Origin of the sequence: Halomonas huangheensis (assembly GCF_001431725.1) — a bacterium.
GTDB lineage: Bacteria > Pseudomonadota > Gammaproteobacteria > Pseudomonadales > Halomonadaceae > Halomonas > Halomonas huangheensis.
On record NZ_CP013106.1, the window covers coordinates 4013949 to 4033947 of the forward strand.

At 59.3% G+C, this 19999-nt stretch carries 16 protein-coding genes; 5 read left to right on the forward strand and 11 right to left on the reverse strand.

Features of this window, described 5'->3' with window-relative positions:
- Positions 1-74: 74 nt before the first annotated feature.
- On the reverse strand, positions 75-1289 hold the full coding sequence (gene pobA, locus AR456_RS17315; protein WP_021818061.1) for a 4-hydroxybenzoate 3-monooxygenase: 1215 nt from the start codon (positions 1287-1289) through the stop codon (positions 75-77).
- A 175-nt stretch (positions 1290-1464) separates the two neighbouring features.
- On the opposite strand from pobA, the gene AR456_RS17320 reads away from it, so the two are divergent.
- Positions 1465-2382, forward strand: a complete 918-nt coding sequence (locus tag AR456_RS17320; RefSeq protein WP_236995518.1) for a helix-turn-helix domain-containing protein — start codon at positions 1465-1467, stop codon at positions 2380-2382.
- Between the two features lie 17 nt (positions 2383-2399).
- Here the strand turns inward: AR456_RS17320 and AR456_RS17325 are convergent, their stop codons facing one another.
- The 3 genes from AR456_RS17325 to AR456_RS17335 are packed head-to-tail and all read right to left on the reverse strand — an operon-like array spanning position 2400 to position 5267.
- Entirely contained in the window at positions 2400-3698 is a 1299-nt protein-coding gene (locus AR456_RS17325) for a TRAP transporter large permease (RefSeq protein ID WP_021818058.1), read from the reverse strand.
- Entirely contained in the window at positions 3688-4233 is a 546-nt protein-coding gene (locus AR456_RS17330; RefSeq protein WP_021818057.1) for a TRAP transporter small permease, read from the reverse strand. The genes AR456_RS17325 and AR456_RS17330 overlap by 11 nt, the downstream gene beginning before the upstream one ends.
- Positions 4234-4238: 5 nt before the next feature.
- A complete protein-coding gene (locus tag AR456_RS17335; protein ID WP_021818056.1) occupies positions 4239-5267 on the reverse strand; it encodes a TRAP transporter substrate-binding protein in 1029 nt (342 codons plus the stop codon).
- A 344-nt stretch (positions 5268-5611) separates the two neighbouring features.
- On the opposite strand from AR456_RS17335, the gene AR456_RS17340 reads away from it, so the two are divergent.
- Positions 5612-7720, forward strand: a complete 2109-nt coding sequence (locus AR456_RS17340) for a TonB-dependent receptor family protein (RefSeq protein ID WP_021818055.1) — start codon at positions 5612-5614, stop codon at positions 7718-7720.
- A 91-nt stretch (positions 7721-7811) separates the two neighbouring features.
- On the opposite strand, the gene AR456_RS17345 is transcribed toward AR456_RS17340, so the two are convergent.
- Complete coding sequence (locus AR456_RS17345; protein ID WP_021818054.1) at positions 7812-9140, reverse strand: OmpP1/FadL family transporter; 1329 nt, start codon at positions 9138-9140, stop codon at positions 7812-7814.
- A gap of 400 nt (positions 9141-9540) precedes the next feature.
- Here AR456_RS17345 and AR456_RS17350 point away from each other — a divergent pair, with 400 nt between their 5' ends.
- From AR456_RS17350 to AR456_RS17360, 3 genes are all read left to right on the forward strand, one after another.
- Positions 9541-9972 (forward strand): MerR family transcriptional regulator, encoded by a 432-nt coding sequence (locus AR456_RS17350; RefSeq protein WP_021818053.1) that lies wholly within the window; start codon positions 9541-9543, stop codon positions 9970-9972.
- 35 nt (positions 9973-10007) lie between these two features.
- Positions 10008-12632, forward strand: a complete 2625-nt coding sequence (locus AR456_RS17355; RefSeq protein ID WP_051995702.1) for a heavy metal translocating P-type ATPase — start codon at positions 10008-10010, stop codon at positions 12630-12632.
- Between the two features lie 183 nt (positions 12633-12815).
- Positions 12816-13232 carry a VOC family protein gene (locus AR456_RS17360; RefSeq protein WP_021818051.1) on the forward strand — a complete coding sequence of 139 codons (417 nt, stop codon included), beginning with the start codon at positions 12816-12818 and terminating at the stop codon, positions 13230-13232.
- Positions 13233-13332: 100 nt separating this feature from the next.
- Here the strand turns inward: AR456_RS17360 and AR456_RS17365 are convergent, their stop codons facing one another.
- From AR456_RS17365 to AR456_RS17390, 6 genes are all read right to left on the reverse strand, one after another.
- The gene (locus tag AR456_RS17365) at positions 13333-13584 is read right to left on the reverse strand and encodes a GlsB/YeaQ/YmgE family stress response membrane protein (RefSeq protein ID WP_021818050.1); all 252 of its coding nucleotides are present in this window, start codon (positions 13582-13584) and stop codon (positions 13333-13335) included.
- 149 nt (positions 13585-13733) lie between these two features.
- Positions 13734-15506, reverse strand: a complete 1773-nt coding sequence (gene recJ, locus AR456_RS17370; protein WP_021818049.1) for a single-stranded-DNA-specific exonuclease RecJ — start codon at positions 15504-15506, stop codon at positions 13734-13736.
- Positions 15507-15676: 170 nt separating this feature from the next.
- Complete coding sequence (locus tag AR456_RS17375) at positions 15677-16294, reverse strand: glutathione S-transferase family protein (RefSeq protein ID WP_021818048.1); 618 nt, start codon at positions 16292-16294, stop codon at positions 15677-15679.
- A gap of 116 nt (positions 16295-16410) precedes the next feature.
- Positions 16411-17802 (reverse strand): threonine synthase, encoded by a 1392-nt coding sequence (gene thrC / locus AR456_RS17380; RefSeq protein ID WP_021818047.1) that lies wholly within the window; start codon positions 17800-17802, stop codon positions 16411-16413.
- Between the two features lie 4 nt (positions 17803-17806).
- The gene (locus AR456_RS17385) at positions 17807-19120 is read right to left on the reverse strand and encodes a homoserine dehydrogenase (protein ID WP_031207310.1); all 1314 of its coding nucleotides are present in this window, start codon (positions 19118-19120) and stop codon (positions 17807-17809) included.
- A gap of 141 nt (positions 19121-19261) precedes the next feature.
- Positions 19262-19999: a DsbC family protein gene (locus tag AR456_RS17390; RefSeq protein WP_021818045.1), complete on the reverse strand. Its 738-nt coding sequence runs from the start codon at positions 19997-19999 to the stop codon at positions 19262-19264.

Sequence of the window (19999 nt, forward strand, 5' to 3'; positions counted from 1 at the left end):
CTGGAACAAGGTTAATGACCATACGCCAGACTCGGTACAGTGCCTAGTTCCGCCTGCGAGGCATACAACCGGGTTCAAGGCTCCAGCGACTCATAGGGCAGACCAACATAATTCTCGGCAAAGGTCGTCAGCCCCGCTTCGGAGCTGGTCAGATAATCGAGCTCGGCGAGTTGCATCCGTGAGTCGAAGTCTTCGCGGTCATGGAAACGATGCAGCATAGACGTCATCCACCAGGAAAAGCGCTCGGCTTTCCAGACGCGTCGCAGACAAGTCTCCGAATAGCGTGGAATCAGATCGCAGCGCCCCTCGTGATAGACCTTGAGCAGTAGCCGATACAAGGTATTGACGTCACTCGCCGCCAGATTGAGGCCCTTGGCTCCCGTAGGTGGCACGATATGCGCCGCATCACCGACCAGAAACAGGCGGCCATATTGCATCGGCTCAACAACGAAACTGCGCAACGGCGCGATGCTTTTCTCCAATGATGGGCCAGTCAGCAGATTATCCGCGACATCCTGCGGTAAACGACGTTTGAGCTCATCCCAGAATCGCTCATCCGGCCAATCCTCGACGCGCTCTTCCAACCCAACCTGAAGGTAATAGCGACTGCGTGTCGGTGAACGCATGCTGCACAACGCGAAGCCTCGCTCACTGCGCGCGTAGATCAGCTCATCGGATACCGGCGGTGTATCGCTCAGAAGACCCAGCCAACCGAACGGATAGACGCGCTCGAAGACCTTGAGTCGCTCTTCGGGAATCGAGCGACGCGAGATGCCGTGATAGCCATCGCAACCAGCGATGTAATCACAGTCGAGGCGATAATCCTGGCCTTCATGGCGAAAGGTCACATAGGGAGCAGCGCTTTCCAGATCATGGGGCGTGACATCTTCGCTCTGGTAGTAACTCGGCGCTCCCAGCGCCTGGCGAGCTTCCATAAGATCCCGAGTGACTTCCGTCTGTCCATAGACCATGACCGAGCTTCCACCGGTATGGGCCGCCAAGTCGACACGCACACGCCGACCATTGAACGCCAACTCGACACCAGTATGGGCATGCCCCTGTTCGTCCATGCGCTCCGCCACTCCCGCTTCACGCAGCAGGTCCACCATTCCCTGCTCCAGCACTCCAGCGCGGATACGACTCAATACATACTCACCGCTGCGCCGTTCGAGCAGAACATTATCGATGCCGTGACGACTGAGTAGTTGTCCCAACAGCAACCCCGAAGGGCCTGCACCGATAATCGCGACGCCAGTCTTGAGCGTAGTAACGGGCTTGGGTGTGGACATAGTCATTACTTTCCTCGGCAGTGATCCGCTGAAACATTGTTGTGTTATTGTATTTTTCAGCATCACCGTTGCTTCAATAAGGCATTATTTCATCTACAAATTGGACTTTTGACGGATACGCCACCCACTTTGGTCGAATGCCGGAGCCAGGGATGACAACAGACGGGGCGCATTGATGAGCCAGTACAGATTGATGAACCAGCACAGCTTGAGCGCCATTCCAGTATTCTCCCTGTATGGCGAAACCGATCACTGGCCAACTCCCGACTTACTGCACTGCGAGTCGATCGCCGAACGCAGCCGCCTGCATGACTGGCATATTCGTGCCCATCGTCATGCGGATTTGGTGCATTTACTGGTGTTGTACGAAGGAGAGGTAGAGCTGGAGCTGGAAGGGGCAACTCACCATGCCTCGGCTCCGCTGGTCATCGTGGTGCCGCCGCTATGCATCCATGGGTTTCATTTTTCGCCCTGCATCCAGGGCCATATCCTGACGCTGGCCGCACCATTGGTAGAGCAGCTGGCCCAGACCCTGCCCGAGGCCTCACGTATATGGCGCCGCGCCAGCGTGCAGGTGCTACCGGAGGGCGGTGCCAGCCAACGGCTGGTGGAACTGGTAAGACATATCGATGGTGAGTACCGACGCCCGGCAGCCGGCCGCGATGCACTGCTCAGTGCGCTGATACAGGCCTTGACCATCGAGGCATCGCGGCTGGCCATCGGCGACCACGACACGACTTCCGTCACCAACGCCCACCAACGTTCACGCCAGCACTTGAGGCGTCTCGAAATGCTGATCGAAACCAGCTTCCGCCAACAACCAGGTGTAGAGGAACTGGCGACGCAACTCGAACTGAGCAGTGCCCACCTCAATAGCATCTGCCGGCAGCAGGCCGGGGCCAGCGCCCTGAACCTGCTGCATCAACGGCTGGTGCTCGAAGCGAGGCGCGAGCTGACCTATACCAACCTGACCATCGCTCAGATATCCGATGGCCTCGGCTTTTCCGAGCCGGCCTACTTCACTCGCTTCTTCAAGCGCCTGACCGGGTACTCGCCCAGAGACTTTCGCAAGCGGCAGCAGACGCCGGGCTAACCCTCCTGACACCCTCCTCACCCAACCTGGACCAGCAAGAAGGTCGTCAACACCGGGAAGGCCAGCAACAGGACCAGACGCACCAGGTCCGAGACGATAAACGGCGCCACGCCACGGAATATCTCGCCCAGCCCGACGTGGGGAGCCATCGCCTTGATCACGAAGACATTCATGCCGACCGGCGGTGTGATCAGCCCCAACTCCACGGTCAGCACAGTGATAATGCCAAACCACACCGGATCGATTCCCAGCGACTGGATGATCGGAAACACCACCGGTACCGTGATCACCAGCATGGCGATCGAGTCCATGAACATGCCGAGCAGGAAGTACATGGCAAGAATGCACAGTACGACCACGAACGGTGACAGTTCCAGCCCATAGAGCAGGTCACTGATCGAGAACGATATCCGCGATACCGAGATGAAGTAACCGAGCGTCTCAGCACCGACCAGCATGAAGAACACTACCGTCGACAACGCCAGCGTTTCCTGCACCGCTGCCCACAGCTCGCGCCCCCTCATGCCCTTGACCAGCGCATGAATCAGCGTGGCAAAGGCGCCGACACTGGCCCCTTCGGTCGGCGTGAAGACACCGAAGTAGATACCGAGGATCATGATCAGGAACACCGCCAGAAACGGCATCAGTCCACCCAGAGAGGCCAGCTTGTCACGCCATGCTGTCGCCTCCCCGGCCACTGCCAACTCCGGCTTGATGCGCATGACCACGCTGACTGTCAACGCGTAGAGCGCCAGCCCCAGCAATCCGGGAATCAAGCCAGCCATGAACATGTCACCCACCGATTGCTCGGTGAGGATGGCGTAGATCAGCAGTGCAATACTCGGTGGTATCATGATGCCGAGGGTGCCACCCGCAGCCAACGCGCCAGTTGCGAGGCCACGGTGATAGCCGTATCGCTCCATTTCCGGCAACGCCACGCGAGTCATGGTACTGGCGGTCGCCAGCGACGAACCGGAAACCGCCGAAAAGATACCGCAGGAGCCCACCGCCGCGATGGCGAGGCCTCCCTTCCAACCACCACAGATCACCCGTGCCGACTGGAACAGTTTGCCCGCCATGCCGGAATGCGCCGCCAGCACGCCCATCAGGATGAACATCGGCACTGCACTGAAGCTGTAGTTGGTCAGCACCTCGACCGGCACCGACTTGAGCATCGACACCGCCGCTCCCCAGCCGATCACCTGGGAAAAGCCCCCAATACCCACCAGCAGCATGGCCAGCGCCACCGGCACTCTGGCCACCATCAGCACCAGCAGCAAGGCCAGACCGATGGCACCGATCATTTCAGTTGCCATCCGCCGCCTCCTGCGTCTGGTCCTGAGACGTCGGCTGAGCCCAGATCATGCCCAGCAGTGCATGCAGCAGGCTACGCAGCCCCAGCAAGGCGCTGAGCAGCGCCGCAGAGATATAGATCGGGCTCAACGGCAGACGTAGATCCTGAGTGACTTCGCCATGCCCTGCGGCACTGCTGGCCGCACCAGACAGCCCGACACAGAGCACCGCTCCCAACAGGGCAAAACCCAGTAGATAGAAGCCATGCAAACGTGCAGTGAGCGATTCCGGCAGTGAGTGAGTAAAGGCTTCAACCACCACCTGACTTTTCTCGACATTGGCCGCCATCGCCGAGAGCAGTGCAAACAGCATCAAATAACTGACCAGTTCCACACTGCCCACCACACGAATGGATACCACACCGTCCGTGAGCCGGTGCAGGTAGCGTGTGGCAACATCACCAATGGTCACCAACAGCATCGCCAACAGCGCTACACCAGCCACCAGTCGACAGATCAAGGCCAGCCACCGGCTGACCTTCTCGATCACTTCTCGCATGAGGGTTACTCGGTTGCTGCGCAACTATCACGCGCGGCGAGCGCCGCATTGTAGACATCGCGCGCCTGATCGAGACCACGCTCCTCGAGCCCTGCCAGGTACTCGTCGATCCCCTGCTGCAACGGCGCTGACCACTCGGGGTCATTGAGCGGGTCATCGACGACGCGAATGGTATGCCCGGCATCCTCGGCTTCCTGACGCCCCTGTTGATCAATGGAATGGAAGACCTCTCCGGACTGCCCTGCCCAGCGCATACCTGAATTGGCATCGATGGCGGCCTGCTGCTCGGGACTCAGGCTCTCCCAGATACGCTGATTCATGGTGGCGACAAAGATCAGGGAGTAGAACGGCACCTGGGTGTGATATTCGACCAGCTCATTGATGCGGAAACCCTTCATGCCTTCCCAGGGGAAGCTCAGGCCGTCGATCACCCCACGCTGCATCGAGGTATAGATATCCGGCGCCGGCATGCCCACCGGGCTGGCTCCCATGTTCTCGAGAATATCTCCAGCGACGGCGGTCGGGCGGCGAATGCGCAGGCCTTCGAGGTCCGCCGGTGTCTGCACATCGGTATCCACGGTATGGATATAGCCGGGGCCAGTGGTGAACATGAACAACACATGGGTGTCGTCATATTCGCTGTTCAACTGGCCGTCGTCATAGAGCGTCTGCAGGACGCAGGCGCCCTGACGCGCATCATCGGCAACACCGGGTAACTCGACGATCTGCGACAGCGGAAAGCGCCCCGCCGTATAGCCCTGCGCAGTGACGCCGATATCGGCAATGCCATTGACGGTGGCGTCATAGATATCATCGGCCTTGGCCAGGGTACCGGAGGGGAACATCTGAACTCGCAACTCACCACCGGAGTCTTCTTCCACAGCCCTGGCCCATTCCTCGAAGATCTCGGTGTTGATGCCGGAGGCACCCGGCCAGAAGTGTGCCATGCGCAGGGTAGTGGCAGCTTCGGCAGACGTCGCTGCCAGTCCGGCAATAGCTGCCGCCAGCAGGCAACTTGTAAATTGCGTTTTCATCGGGGGAATCCTCCAGCCCTTATCTTTATATGTTGGCGTTATAGCCTGGCGAACCTGTGCAGTGCGCAACACACCATGGGCATCTGAGCGCACCACGCAAACGTTCGCATAGTGAACAGCCGTTCGCATTATCCATCAAAAGGTAACTCACCCCCTGGCGCGGCAAAAAGCGACTTTGGTCCAGGGTGCCACTCCAGGCCCGCAACCTTGCTCCGGATCAGACCGCTGCGAAGACACACGACCAAAGTAGTATCCAATACATGATTTATCTAAAATACCACGACGGCACCCACCTGACGGGTAGAGGTGCTCTCTCGGATACCGACCTCCAACCAGGGAAAGTCATGCCTCGCCCCGCCCTTCTCCTCAGCGCACCGTTGCTGGTGTCCATCGCCCAGCCAGGGTTTGCTCAATCAGAACTTGCCCAATCAGAGTTCGCCCAGTCCACCGAACCAACGTCGACCAGTCAGACCATTGAACTCGAACCGATCACCGTCGAGGCCACCCGCCTGACACGCGAGCTCTACACCACCCCTGCCGCCGTATCGGTCATTGATCAGTCACGTATCGCTCCGGGTCAGCAGCGCGTGCGGATCGACGAGGCCCTGACGACAGTTCCCGGCATGTTCATCAGCAACCGTGACAACTTTGCCCAGGGGGCACGGGTATCGATCCGCGGTTTCGGTTCACGGGCGCCCTTTGGCGTGCGAGGCATCACGCTGGTGGTCGATGGCATTCCCTACACCCTTCCGGATGGCCAGGCACAGTTGGATGCTGTCGATCTCGAGAGTGCTGAACGTATCGAAGTGATTCGCGGCCCAGCCGCGGTGCAATACGGCAATGCCGCAGGTGGTGTGATTGCCGTCACTACCGCCGACGGCCGCGGAGAAGGTGACAGCACCACGCGCCTGCATGCTGGCGTGGGCAGTGATGGCTATCGCAAGCTTTCCGTGCAGAACGGTGGTGAGCATGGCGACTGGTCGCATCACATCAGTGCCGCCAGTTGGGAAATCGACGGCTATCGTGACCACAGTGAAGCGCGCAAGACACAGCTCAATGGCCAGCTTCGCCATCAACTCGATAATGATCGCGCGCTGAGCGCCACGCTCAACCTACTGGATAATCCCAAGGCCGAAGATCCCGGCGGACTGACCCTGGAGCAGGTCAAGGAAGACCGTCGCCAGGGCGCCGACTTCACCGAAGAGTACGATACCGGCCAGAGTGTCGATCAGCAGGTATTTGGGCTGCAATACGAGGATCTCGGCTTCGGCCCCGGCGAACTGTATCTCCGAGGTTTCGTCAGTTGGCGTGACTTCGAGCAGCAGTTGCCTTATCCAGGCGACAGCCTGATCGACTACAAGCGCAACTACTATGGCGGCAGCGCCGAGTATCACCAGCAGACCTCACTCGGCAACATGCCCCTCGACCTCATGTTGGGCGTGGATGCCGCCCGTCAGGAAGATGACCGCCATCGCCATGAAATTGCCTTCAGCGGCGAGAATCTCGGCGAGGTTGCCGATGAAACCCAGACTGGCGAGTCCATTGGTGTCTTCGCTCAGGGGGATCTCGATATGACGGATGCATGGACGCTGTCACTCGGTGCCCGCTACGATCATGTCAGCCTCGAGGTCGAGGATGACTATCTCGATGACGGAAACCAGAGCGGGCAACGCAACTTCGACGAGTTCAATGGCAGCCTGGGGGTCAGCTATCGCTACCTGCCCCGACATCAGCTGTATGCCAATACCGGTACTGCCTTCGAGACACCGACCTTCTCCGAGTTTGCCAACCCTGATGGTACAGGCGGCTTCAACCCGAATATCGAACCACAGAAGGCCTGGAGCCGAGAGCTGGGCGCACGAGGCACCCTCGATTGGGGACTCGACTACGACATTGCACTGTTCTCGATCGATGTCGAAGACGAACTGGTGCCCTACGAAGGCGACAGTGGTCGTACCTTCTATACCAATGCCGGCGATACCTCACGCGATGGCGTGGAGCTTGCACTGGGCTGGCAGCCACTGGATAGCCTACGTTTGGACACCGCGCTGACCCTGGCACGCTACCGCTTCGACCATGTCAGTGGCGACCAGGACCTCGACGATAATCGCCTCCCCGGACTGCCGGAAACCACCTGGGTCAATGAACTCACCTGGTTCGGCGACGGCGAGGGCCTGGCACGTCCCTTCGCCAGCCTCGAAACCCAGTACATCGGTGATATGGTCGGCGACAACGCCAACCAGGTGGACGTCGACAGCTACTGGCTGGTCAACCTGCGCGCCGGCAACGGCTGGCGGATGGGCGGCGATACCGTATTGGCAGGCTACGTGGGAATCCGCAACCTGTTCGACGAAGAGTACTACTCAAACGTACGCATCAACGCCAACAACGACCGCTACTTCGAACCTGCTCCGGACCGCGCGGTCTATGCTGGCGTGGAGCTTGAGTTTTAAGCAAGTATCGAGATATATCTCAACAGACACGAGAACGGCGCCCACCTGGGGCGCCGTTCTCGTACTGCGGTACTGTCTTGCGGAAAGACGATCAGAAGCGGTAGGTCACCTGGGCACCGAAGCCATTGGCGGAGTTGTCGTAGTCCGCCTCATAGGTACCGCGAGTTGGATCTTGTTCAGACAGCTCAGCGCTGGACTCATCCAGGTAGGTGTATGCCACATCTACGGTCAGGTTCTCGACTGGCGTCCAGCCGGCACCCACGGAGTAGATCATGCGATCGCCGGAGGGGACGCGTACGGTACGATCCTCATCACGAATCGGTGATTGGTCGTAGGCAACACCACCGCGGAACACCCACTGCTCATTCATCTGATAGCTGGCACCAAGCGCATACTGCCAGCTGTCCTTGTAGTTCTGGACTTCGTTGATTTCACGAACATCATTCTCGACGTTCAGTTCCTCGAAGCTGCCCCACTTGACCAGCGTGACACCACCCATCAGAGTCCACTGGTCATTGAGTTCATGGGTCACACCCAGATCCCAGCTGGCTGGCAGGCTGATGCCCAGGCTGGCATCCGACTTGGCTGAAGCAGCCCCCACAGGAACGATCGGGCCCAGTACAGGATGGTTGACGGGGTCGCCCTGGCCGCGAACATTCTCGAAACTGGCATCACCCTCAAGGTCATAATCCACCTCGGAGTGATAGGCCAGACCGATGGTGGTGTGCTGCCATGGCTTGTACATCATGCCCCAGGTAAAGCCCCAGGCTTCATCATCGCCCTCGACAACAACTCGACCATCACCTTCTGACCCCGTCGGAGTGAAGGCGCCGGTGGAGTCGTAATATCCCACCGGACCACCGGGCGTACGCGAGCCCAACTTGCCATCGATTCGGTTGTAAGTCACACCGAAACCGGCAGAGAACTGTTCACTGAATTTTACCGAGATGGTCGGCTGTACAGTGGCGACCTTGACCTCACTATAGTCACCGAAATAACGGCCCTGGAAATCGCTCTCGTAGTCAGTGATCAGACCAAAGGGAGCATAGACTCCCAGGCCAAAATGGAGATTGGGATTGATCGGCTGAACAAAGTAGGCAAAGGGAATCGCCTTGTTCGGCACCATGTCACCATCATTGCTTCCGGTCGCGCTACCGGACACATTGTCGATGTCGGTTTCGGGCATAAGATAGGTGACACCACCTGTCACCTGGGCTCGATCAAGGAACGACATGCCCGCCGGGTTGCCATAGACAATAGAAGCATCATTGACAGTAGAGGCACGGCCTGCAAAGGAGGTACCCTGGGCACTGACACTCTGCTCATTCAGCTGAAAAGCACCTGCCATGGCGTGACCTGAAACGGTTGCAGTGGCAACAGCAACTGCGAGTGTCAACGGTTTTAAGTTGTTATGCATCATGTCGGCATCCTGTGTCGGCAAGCTAGTCAGTATTTATGTTCAGGCAACCCTTCTGCATCGAAAACACACCAGCATCTATGCGGACCAGTACATGGTTTTCATGCTCCAAGGCTTGACCGCAGTGTTTGCGATAGCCTTGAAAAGTTCAAGGCCAAACGTTTGTTTGAATAAGAAATATACTCATACTTTGGTCATATAAAATTTTAACGCCTATTATTTCAACAAGTTAAAAACCCTCTTTAGAGCATGCCCGAGTTCATATAACGCCCTTGACCCTTGGGTAACACAAAGGTTTTACACTAACTCCTGTCCAGACTTCCTGAAATCCTGATACGTACTGTTCTGACACATGGCTTTGCCACCGTTTGCCTCTGGGCAGCGGGGCATACCAGGAGCGAATATGAAAGTCAGCGAGCTGGCCCGAGCGGCCCGGGTTACCGCGGAAACGGTGCGCCACTACACCCGTGAGGGACTGCTGTTACCGACCCGCGACCCCGAAAACGGTTACCACATCTATGCCACAGGAGATCTCGAACGCCTGTGCTTCATTCAGCGCGCCCGTCACCTCGGCTTCAGCCTCAACGAAATCGGCGAGATCCTTGAGCACGCCGACCACGGTGACTCGCCTTGCCCACTGGTCCGCGACCTGATTGCTGCTCGTCTACCACAGATTCGCCAGCGGATTCGCGAGCTCGAAGCCCTGGCCTCACGGATGGAACAAGCCATGGAGACCTGGCAGGAAATGCCCGATGGCGTTCCCAACGGTCATAGCCTGTGCCGCCTGATCGAGAGTGTTCCGTTACCATCGAACGAGACAAGGGAGGAAGCGTGAACGCACCTCAGTCCCTGACTAGATACATCCCGTCAATGAGCTGCCAGGGTTGTGTCAAACGCATGCGTGAAGCGATCCAGAGTCATGACAGCGATGCTCGGGTCGAGGGCGAGCCACAGACCCATCATCTGTACGTGGAGTCGCGTCTGGCCGGCGAGAAACTGGATGAGATCCTCTCCTCAGCCGGATACCCCAGCGAGGCCGAGCCTTCCGCCACGTCTGACTGCCCGCTACCCGATCAGGGCGACGATGGAACTGAACCGTCAGCCGATGGGCTTGAGCGTACAGATGCTGCAGACGAGACTCCTCGGAGCGAAGCATCGCCGGCAGAAGCGGAACCGAGCCAGCGCCTGGCCATCCAGGGTATGACCTGCGCCAGTTGCGTTGCCAGTGTCGAGAAGGCCTTGAATCAGGTACCCGGCGTCACCCGCGCCGAGGTCAACTTCGCCTCAAATACTGCACGAGTGCACGGCAAGGCAGATGGCGCTGCGCTGGTCGCTGCGGTAGATGCCATCGGTTACGGTGCGGAGCCGATTGTCGATCTGCGTGAAGCCGAACGGCGTCGCGCCGAGTCCAGTCGCCACGAATATCAGCGCAAGCTGAAAGGCAGCCTGACAGCGCTGGCACTGGCGATCCCGTTGATGGTCATGATGTTCATTCACCATCCTGAGCCGGTGGGTGTCGCGCGCCTCGGTTGGGGGCTGGTGGGACTCGCGACTCTTGCGGTTCTGGCCTTCCCGGGGCGTCACTTCTTCGTCAATGCATGGAAGGCCGGGCGCCATCGTCAGGCCAACATGGATACCCTGATCGCCATCGGTACCGGTAGTGCCTGGCTGTACTCCATGGTGGTGGTGCTTGCCGCCCCCTGGTTACCCGAGGCGGCCCGCGGCTTGTACTTCGAAGCGGCGGCAATGATTGTCGGTCTCGTGTTGCTGGGTAATGCACTGGAACTACGTGCCCGGGGCCGTACCTCGGATGCACTGCACCGCCTGCTCGACCTGCAGAGCAGCACTGCCCGCGTAGTGCGCGATGACCGCGAGCAGGATATACCGATCGACGAGGTCCAGACTGACGAGCTGATCCGTGTTCGGCCTGGTGAGCGCCTGCCGGTCGATGGGGAGGTCGTCGAGGGCAAGAGTTATATCGACGAGTCGATGCTGACCGGCGAGCCACTCGCCGTATCACGCGGACCGGGTGATGATGTCAGCGCCGGCACCGTCAACGGACGTGGCTCACTGCTGTACCGTGCCACACGGGTTGGCGCCGATACCCGGCTGGGCCGGATTACCGAGCAGGTCGCCAATGCCCAGGGCTCGAAGCCGCCGATCGGCAATATGGCCGACCGCATCTCTGCGGTGTTTGTCCCCAGCGTGATGATCATTGCCGTGCTGACTGCTCTGGCATGGTTCCACTTCGGGCCAGAGCCTCGCGTGATCCATATGCTGGTCACGGCGACGACCGTGCTGATCATCGCCTGTCCCTGTGCGCTCGGTCTGGCGACACCGCTATCGACCATGATTGGTGTCGGCAAGGCCGCCGAGCATGGGGTCTTGATTCGCTCCGGAGATGCACTGCAGACCGCCAGCCGTCTGACCACGTTGGTGGTCGACAAGACCGGCACGGTGACCGAAGGCAAGCCGCGTGTCACTGATCAGCGGCTGTTTGGTGACGACTCGGCGTCCCTGCTGAGTCTGGTACATGCTCTTGAGGGCCGTTCCGAGCACCCCCTGGCGATCGCACTGACCCAGCATATCGAAGAACAGTTGGGCGATGCGCTGGCTCAAGCCACCATCGCGGACTTCACCAGTGTCACCGGGCGTGGCGTACGTGCTCAGGATGACCAGGGCCGAGAGTTGGCACTGGGCAATGCTCAGTTGGTGAATGATGTAGGTGCCAGTCTGGACGCTCTGGGTGATGAACGAGATAGCTGGATCAATCAGGCACGTACCGTGGTCTACTTCACCATCGACAGCCAGCTGACAGCGAGCTTTGCCATCGAGGACCCGCTGCGACATGACAGCATCGATGCGATTGCCAGGCTGCGCCGGGATGGACTCAAGGTGGTGATGTTGACCGGTGACAATACGACCACAGCCAATGCCATCGCCAGCCAGGTAGGCATCGATGAGGTGCGTGCCGAATTGACTCCGGATGACAAGCACGCCGAGATCGAACGTCTGCAGCGCCAGGGCGAAGTGGTCGGCATGGTCGGCGATGGCATAAATGATGCTCCCGCCCTCGCCCAGGCCGATGTCGGCTTCGCCATCGGGCAAGGAACCGATGTTGCCATCGAAAGCGCTGGGATCACGCTGATGCGCTCATCGCTTCACGGCATCGTCGACGCTATCGAGATCAGCCGTGCGACCCTCGGCAATATCAAGCAGAATCTGTGGGGCGCGCTGGGTTACAACACGCTGTGTATTCCCATCGCTGCCGGCGTACTTTACCCACTGACTGGCACGCTGCTGTCGCCGATGATCGCCGGTGCCGCCATGTCACTGTCGTCGATCACGGTGGTCAGTAATGCCAACCGCCTGCGCCTGTTCAAGGTTTCGCAGCCATCGACACAGGAAGCCTCGACACCAGCATCAGAGACACAGACCTCAACGACGCGGACCTCAACGACACGGACCTCAACAACACAGGAGGAACGGACATGAGTATTCTGGTGACAGTGGTCGGTCTCGGTCTGATCGGTTTGATCATCTGGTGGTTCTGGCTGGGCTGACCTCAAGTTCTGCCGGTGACGCTCCCGGGTCTATGCTCCCAGGTCTATGCTCTCGGGTCTACGCTACAGGTATGCTGAAGCTATGCTTAAGGAAAGTCATTGCCGGGAGCCTCAGATGCCGCATCTCAACGCCGTCCTCGAAACCGCACTTTATGTGCGCGACATGACCAGAGCCCGGGCCTTTTTCGAGGAAGTACTGGAGCTGAGGCCCTCTACTGCGGACCATCGGATGACCGCCTACGCGGTAGGCCCGAGCGTCCTGCTGCTGTTCATGGAGGGGGGAACCACGGAAACCGTGCAGCTTCCTGATAATCGCGGCAGCATTCCACCGCATGATGGAAATGGCCCTGTGCATATGGCGTTTGCCATCGCTCCGGAAGACCTCGAGCCATGGGAGCGCCGCCTGAATGCCCACGGCGTGAAGATCGAGGGTCGCACTCATTGGCCAAGAGGCGGAGAAAGCCTTTATCTGCGGGACCCGGATGACCATCTACTGGAGTTGGCGACGCCTGGAATCTGGCCCAATTACTGACGGCGCAACTCACCCGGAAGCGACAGCGACATCAGAAACAACAATGGGCAGCGTTATGCTGCCCATTGTGCGTCGATCCATCGCGGTCAGGAGACTTCGATCAACCCTTGACCTTGCGGTAGATGAACAACAGTACCAGAGCACCCACCACCGCAGTCACAATACTGCCGATGCTGATCTCGGAGACCGGTCCACCGATTCCCACGAGACTCCCCAGGAAACCGCCGACAAAAGCACCGGCGATACCAATCAGGGTAGTGATGATAAAACCACCCGGATCTCTACCCGGCATGATCCACTTGGCCAGGATACCCGCGATAAGACCCAGAATAATCCACGAAAAAATGCCCATAACTCCTCCTTGTTCAGGTACTGAATATCAGCTCACAACCTTTCCCGTACCACATTAGCACATCATACTGACGTTGCTCTGTCAGTAAACGGTGGCCCAGTAGGTAGGAAAGGACACTTGTAACTTGTGACCATGGTCCATCAGTGCATTCACAGGGGGTGCGCATGCTCGATCATCAACTGCAGGGATTCACGGCCGCGGAAGCGATTGCGATTGAGCTTGTAGGCGCAGTGCACCATGTCACCTTCACTGAACGGTGGCACATCGCCGGGCTTGATGGCACGAAACCAGATCGCTTTCCAGCTCTGACGCTGCAATGAAAGCTCCATCATCAGGTGGCTGCCATCGCCAACCGGGCGGACACGCTCGATCAGGAACTGACCGGCAAACAACGGGGCATCGAATTCACGCCCGTAGGGGCCCAGGGCGTCGATTTCATCGAGGGTAGCCAGTTGCAGCTGATGGCCCTGGAGCTCGCCATCGGTGAACAATCGGGGCACCAGCTCCATGCCCCGTAGCTGCTCGCTGACCGCCTGGATCAGTGCCGTTCGGAACTCATCCAGACGCTCGTGGGGCACACCAACACCCGCGGCACCGCGGTGGCCGCCAAAACGCGGCAATGACTCAGGAGCCAACTCATAAGCGCGCTGCAATGCTTCGCGCAGATGGAGCGCTTCGATGGAACGCCCGGACCCCGTCAGCATCCCCGCCTCGGCGGCGGGGGTGAGCACTACCGTCGGGCGACCATAGGACTGCACCAACCGCGATGCGACGATTCCCTGAACGCCGGGGTGGCCATCTTCGAGATAAACGATGATGATCGGCTCATCTGCCGCCAGGGCAGTACTGGCCAGTGCACGCGCCTGTTCTGCCATGTCCGCTTCGATGGCCTTGCGCGACTGATTATCGTCATCCAACACCTGAAGGTGGCGCTGGGCAACGCCATCGTCGGTGGCCAGCATGAAATGCAGTGCCGCATAGGGATCATCCAGACGTGAACGAGCGTTGATACGTGGCCCCATCTGAAAGCCGAGCGTCTCCGCGTTGAAAGGCACGCTATCTTCGCCGAGGCGTTCAGCCATGGCCCGCCAGCAGGGCTCATTCATGCGATTGATCAGGTTCAAGCCATGACGCACTACCGCGCGGTTGATGGCGCTGGCCCCCAGCGATACACAATCAGCGACGGTGCCCAACGCAACATAGGACAGCCAGGCCGACAGTTTGGGTACCGAGCTCGGCAGTATGCCCATCTCCACCAGTGTGCTGCGTGTCAACGACATCAGCAGCCATGCCACCATACAGCCAGCGATGGTAGCGTCAGGATAGTCACAGTCACTGCGAGTCGGGTTTACCGTGGCATACGCCGATGGCGGTGGTCCTTCTATCGGCAAGGCATGGTGGTCACTGACCACGACATCGATGCCCGCCTCACGCAAGCGGGCAATTCGCAGCTCATCAGACGAGCCACAGTCAGCCGTAATCACCAGGCTGGGTCGTGGTGACAACTTCAAGGTACGCTCAACCAGCGGCAGACTGATGCCGTAACCATCGTGAATACGATGGCCGATCAGACTATGCAGCCGTTGCTCCGGAACACCGAACAATTCATTCAGGGTGCGACGGATCACGACGTGGGAGGTGATGCCATCCACATCGTAGTCGGTGAGAATGCCGATATGCTCACCTTCGGCCACCGCCTGGGCGATACGCTCGGCAGCTCGTGGCCCATCGGCCAGCAGGCCAGGATGCGCCAGATGCTTGAGCGCTGGATCAATCAGTGGCTCGACTTCACCCTCGTACTGCGCCAGACGACCCGCCAGAATCCGCGCCTGCAACTCCGACAGCCCTGCTGCTACGCCACGTTGGTAGAGCAGCTCGTTAACTTCACGAGCAAGGATCAGCGGGGATAACGCCTGGGACATGGGGTTCACACTAGAGGAAAGAAGGAAGACATAAGAATCAAGGTGCAAGAAGGAAGAAGGAAGAAGGAAGACATGAGAATCAAGGTGCAGGAAAGAAACGGTCAGCATTTCTTACCTCTTCCCTCTTTCTTTCCCCCTCCTCTCCTTCGTGCGGCCTGGCCGCGCGCGGGTCAGGTTACCGGCAGCATCACATGGGCCTGATAGCCTTCGCGTTGGGTCAGGCGCTCATACCATGCGTGAAGGTGGGGTAGCTCCGGGCGTTCGATATCCATGTTGAACCAGGCGTAGGCATAGCAGCCCACGGGAATATCGCCTATACCGAACTCGTCTCCGGACAGCCACGGTTGTTGCGACAGCACTCGGTCGACCACCGCCAGTTTCTCGCCGGTAATCTTCAAGCCTCGAGCCATGGCCGCGTGATCGCGAGTTTCCTCGGTCATGCGCACCTTGTTCCAGAACAGTTCTCGGAACGGGAACGACAGGGTCGAGAGCGCCCAGTCCATCCACATATCACAACGCGCGATGCTCGCAGGGTTCTGGGTAGCCAAGCTGCCGGGAGCCTTGCTGGCGACCAGATAACGCACGATGGCATTGGATTCCCATACCATCAGTTCGCCATCTTCCAACACCGGGATCAGCGCATTGGGGTTGCGAGCACGAAACTCGTCGTTGTCGAGACCACCGAAGGGACCGCCCATGTCCACGCGCTCGAGAGCAATGCCAAGCTCCTGGGCACACCACATGACCTTCTTGACGTTGACCGAGTTGCTACGACCCAATAGACGCATCGAATATTCCCCTCAGAACAGGTTGTCACCAAACAGAAAGTCAGCGGTCCGACGGCTACCGCCGTTCAACAGACAAGCAACGCCGCCGTGACCAGTGCCACGGCGGCGCCAGGGCCTCAGCCGCGACGATGACTGGCAACGAAGTCCTGAACCGCTTCCAGCTCCGCTGGCAGGACGCTATAGCGTTCTTCACGCTCCAGCAGATCGTCCATGTGCGGTGGCAATGGCACGCCAGGGAAGCCCGCTTTAACCACCGCCTCGGCGAACTTGGCCGGGTGCGCAGTCGCCAGCGTAATCACTGGTGTGCTCGCATCGATACGCTCACGCTCCGCGGCACGATAACCGGTCGCGGTATGCGGATCGAGGATCTCATGGGTGCGATGGTGCGCCTCGCGGATCACCTCGAGGATGGTGGCATCGTCGACGCTGTGGCTGGCAAACCTGGCGCGCAGACGTTCCAGCGGTGCATCCGCCAGTGCAGCGGGCTGCTGTTGGAAGCGCGTCAGCAGATCAGACACCGCCTGACCGTCACGTTCATAGGCTTCGAACAGCAGGCGCTCGAAGTTGGACGACACCACGATATCCATCGACGGTGCCAGAGTTGCCAGCAGCTCGCGCTTCGAGAAGTCGTTGTCCGCCAGGGTACGATGCAGGATGTCGTTGGCGTTGGTGGCAATGATGAACTGCTTGACCGGCAACCCCATGCGATAAGCCACATAGCCGGCAAAGACATTGCCGAAGTTGGCCGACGGCACGCAGAAGCTGACCTCACGCTGGGGAGCGCCCACCGCCACGGCAGAAGCCACGTAGTAGACCACCTGAGCCATGATCCGCGCCCAGTTGATCGAGTTGACCGCGACCAGACGTGTACCGTTGAGGAAGTCCTGGTTGGCGAAGCTGGCCTTGACCATCGCCTGGGCGTCATCGAAGTTGCCCTCGATGGCGATATTGAACACGTTGTCGGCCAGCACCGTGGTCATCTGACGACGCTGTACTTCCGACACCCGGTTGTGCGGGTGCAGGATAAAGATATCGAGGTTATCGCAATGACGGCAGCCTTCGATGGCGGCAGACCCGGTGTCGCCGGAGGTCGCGCCCATGATCACCGCACGCTCGCCACGCTTCTTGAGGAAGTGATCGAGAATGCGTCCCAGCAGCTGCAGTGCGACATCCTTGAAGGCCAGGGTCGGGCCATGGAACAGCTCGAGCAGGAAATGGTTGGCATCGAGCTGGTTGAGCGGCACCACGGCGTCATGGCTGAAAGTCGCGTAGGCATCGCGTACCAGGCCACGGAAGGTGTCGTCGTCGATCTCGCCGCCGACGAAGGGCTTCATGACCCGAAAGGCGATTTCCGCATAGGAGAGCCCGGCCATATCGGCCAGCTCCTGCGTCGACAGCTCGGGAAAGGATTCCGGCACATACAGGCCACCATCGGCGGCCATACCGGTCAGAACCACATCCTCGAAGGACAGTGCGGGCGCCTGCCCGCGAGTGCTGATATAGCGCATCGGTTTATTCCTCATCGAGGCTTTCGACGCGGATACGGGTCACCGAACCTGCAATATCCGCCAGCGATTCGATACGACGGATCGCCTCGTTCATGTTGCGTTCCAAGGTGCGATGCGTCATCAGGATGATCGGCACCAGCTCACCTTCGGTGGCTTCCTTCTGGATCAGCGCCTCGATGGAGATGCCTTCCTCGGAAAGGATGGTCGCCACGCGTGCCAGCACACCGGGACGATCCACGGCCAGCAGACGCAGATAGTATGCGGTGGTGATATCTTCCATCGGCATGATCGGCAGCGAGACGCCGTTTTCCTTGATGCCGCCAAAGGCCAGATAAGGCGTGCGATAACGGTGCTCGGTGGAGATATCGCGTGCCACGTCGAGCAGATCAGCCACCACCGCCGAAGCGGTCGGCTCGGCACCGGCACCGGCGCCGTAGTAAAGCGTCGGGCCGACGGCATCGCCGAGCACGGCAATGGCGTTCTTGACGCCATGGACGCTGGCCAGCAGACGCTCCTTGGGAATCAGCGTCGGGTGTACACGCAGCTCCAGGCCGCTGTCGGTGCGCTTGGAGATGCCGAGGTGCTTGATGATGTAGCCGAGGTTGTCGGCCTGCTCAACGTCTTCAGCCGTGACCCGCGAGATGCCTTCGGTATAGGCTTTTTCGAACTGCAGCGGCACGCCATAGGCGATCGAGGCGAGGATCGTCAGCTTATGCGCGGCATCGATGCCTTCGACGTCGAAGGTCGGATCGGCTTCGGCATAACCCAGCGCCTGGGCTTCAGCCAGCACATCCTCGAACGCACGGCCTTCATCACGCATATGCGTCAGGATGTAGTTGCCAGTGCCGTTGATGATACCGGCGACCCAACTGATACGATTGGCGCCAAGGCCCTCACGCAACGACTTGATGACCGGAATGCCTCCAGCGACAGCCGCTTCGAAGGCCACGATCACGCCCTTGCTGTGCGCCGCCCTGAAAATCTCGTTACCGTGCACGGCAATCAGCGCCTTGTTGGCCGTCACGACATGCTTGCCGTTCTCGATCGCCGTCATCACCAGGTCACGCGCCAGGTCGTAACCGCCGATCAATTCCACCACCACGTCGACATCAGGATTGGACGCCACCTCGAAGACATCGGTAGTAGTGCGAATACCGGTGAGATCACAGGCTGGATTGAGGCTGCGATGAGCAACCTGCTCAATCACGATAGGACGACCAGCACGCCGCGTAATATCGTCGGCGTTGCGCGTTAGAACGTTGAAGGTTCCACCGCCCACGGTGCCCAGGCCACAGATTCCCACTCTCACCGGTTTCAATGTCTTTCTCCCTCACAAAGCATGTGTGTCTCAGCGATTGTTGCAGGGCCTCTCCGTGGAGGCCCTGATCTTTAATGGCTACGCCCTCTGGGGACGCAGCTGGGTTGGGCGTCTGCCCCAGCTCAGTTATCTAGACCAGGCTCAGCTATCGAGGTCGAGCATGGCGGCCAGTCGATCCGCGGTCACATACCCAGGTACCATGGTACCGTCAGGCAATACGATCGCCGGTGTTCCCTGCACGCCCAATGCCCGACCCAATTGATACTGTTCAGCTACCGGATTGTCGCAGCTTGCGGCGCTCTCTGGTAGCTCATCGTGCTTGGCATCGGTCAGCGCCTCGGTGCGATTGGCGGCGCACCAGACCTGCTCGAGACGACGAGCGCCTTCACTCGACATGCCGCCACGCGGGAAGGCCAGGTAATTCACCTGGATGCCCATCTCATTGAGCTCGGGAACTTCTTCGTGGAGCTTGCGGCAATAGCCACAGGTAGTGTCGGTGAATACCGTAATCACCGCCTTAGGCTCATCGGTCCCACGGTACACGATCTGCTCATCGGCGGGTATCGCCGCAATGCGTTCAGCACGTTGTGCACTGCGGTTTTGCTCACTCAGGTTGACCAGACCGTCGGCGCTGTTCTCGAACATGTCACCAATCACGAAATACTTGCCCTCGGCATTGGTGTAGAACGTTTCGCCGGTATCGAGATGGACTTCATAGATACCTTGCATGGGCGTTTCCAACACCTGCTGCACCGGCATCTTCTGGCCGTTGACTTCGATCTCGTTGAGCGCTTCAGGCGTATCCGCCATCACCATGCTGGAAGCCAGCAAGCCAGTGGTCAGAATCAGTGCCGCCATGACAGATAGAGTACGGGTCAT

Excerpts from the sequence above, each read along its gene's own strand:
- AR456_RS17340 (WP_021818055.1), top strand. The coding sequence starts at position 5,612 with ATGCCTCGCCCCGCCCTTCTCCTCAGCGCACCGTTGCTGGTGTCCATC.
- AR456_RS17355 (WP_051995702.1), top strand. The coding sequence starts at position 10,008 with ATGAGCTGCCAGGGTTGTGTCAAACGCATGCGTGAAGCGATCCAGAGT.
- AR456_RS17350 (WP_021818053.1), top strand. The coding sequence starts at position 9,541 with ATGAAAGTCAGCGAGCTGGCCCGAGCGGCCCGGGTTACCGCGGAAACG.
- recJ (WP_021818049.1), bottom strand. The coding sequence starts at position 15,506 with ATGTCCCAGGCGTTATCCCCGCTGATCCTTGCTCGTGAAGTTAACGAG.
- AR456_RS17335 (WP_021818056.1), bottom strand. The coding sequence starts at position 5,267 with ATGAAAACGCAATTTACAAGTTGCCTGCTGGCGGCAGCTATTGCCGGA.
- AR456_RS17360 (WP_021818051.1), top strand. The coding sequence starts at position 12,816 with ATGCCGCATCTCAACGCCGTCCTCGAAACCGCACTTTATGTGCGCGAC.
- AR456_RS17330 (WP_021818057.1), bottom strand. The coding sequence starts at position 4,233 with ATGCGAGAAGTGATCGAGAAGGTCAGCCGGTGGCTGGCCTTGATCTGT.
- thrC (WP_021818047.1), bottom strand. The coding sequence starts at position 17,802 with ATGCGCTATATCAGCACTCGCGGGCAGGCGCCCGCACTGTCCTTCGAG.
- AR456_RS17375 (WP_021818048.1), bottom strand. The coding sequence starts at position 16,294 with ATGCGTCTATTGGGTCGTAGCAACTCGGTCAACGTCAAGAAGGTCATG.
- pobA (WP_021818061.1), bottom strand. The coding sequence starts at position 1,289 with ATGTCCACACCCAAGCCCGTTACTACGCTCAAGACTGGCGTCGCGATT.
- AR456_RS17390 (WP_021818045.1), bottom strand. The coding sequence starts at position 19,999 with ATGACCCGTACTCTATCTGTCATGGCGGCACTGATTCTGACCACTGGC.
- AR456_RS17345 (WP_021818054.1), bottom strand. The coding sequence starts at position 9,140 with ATGATGCATAACAACTTAAAACCGTTGACACTCGCAGTTGCTGTTGCC.
- AR456_RS17320 (WP_236995518.1), top strand. The coding sequence starts at position 1,465 with ATGAGCCAGTACAGATTGATGAACCAGCACAGCTTGAGCGCCATTCCA.
- AR456_RS17365 (WP_021818050.1), bottom strand. The coding sequence starts at position 13,584 with ATGGGCATTTTTTCGTGGATTATTCTGGGTCTTATCGCGGGTATCCTG.
- AR456_RS17325 (WP_021818058.1), bottom strand. The coding sequence starts at position 3,698 with ATGGCAACTGAAATGATCGGTGCCATCGGTCTGGCCTTGCTGCTGGTG.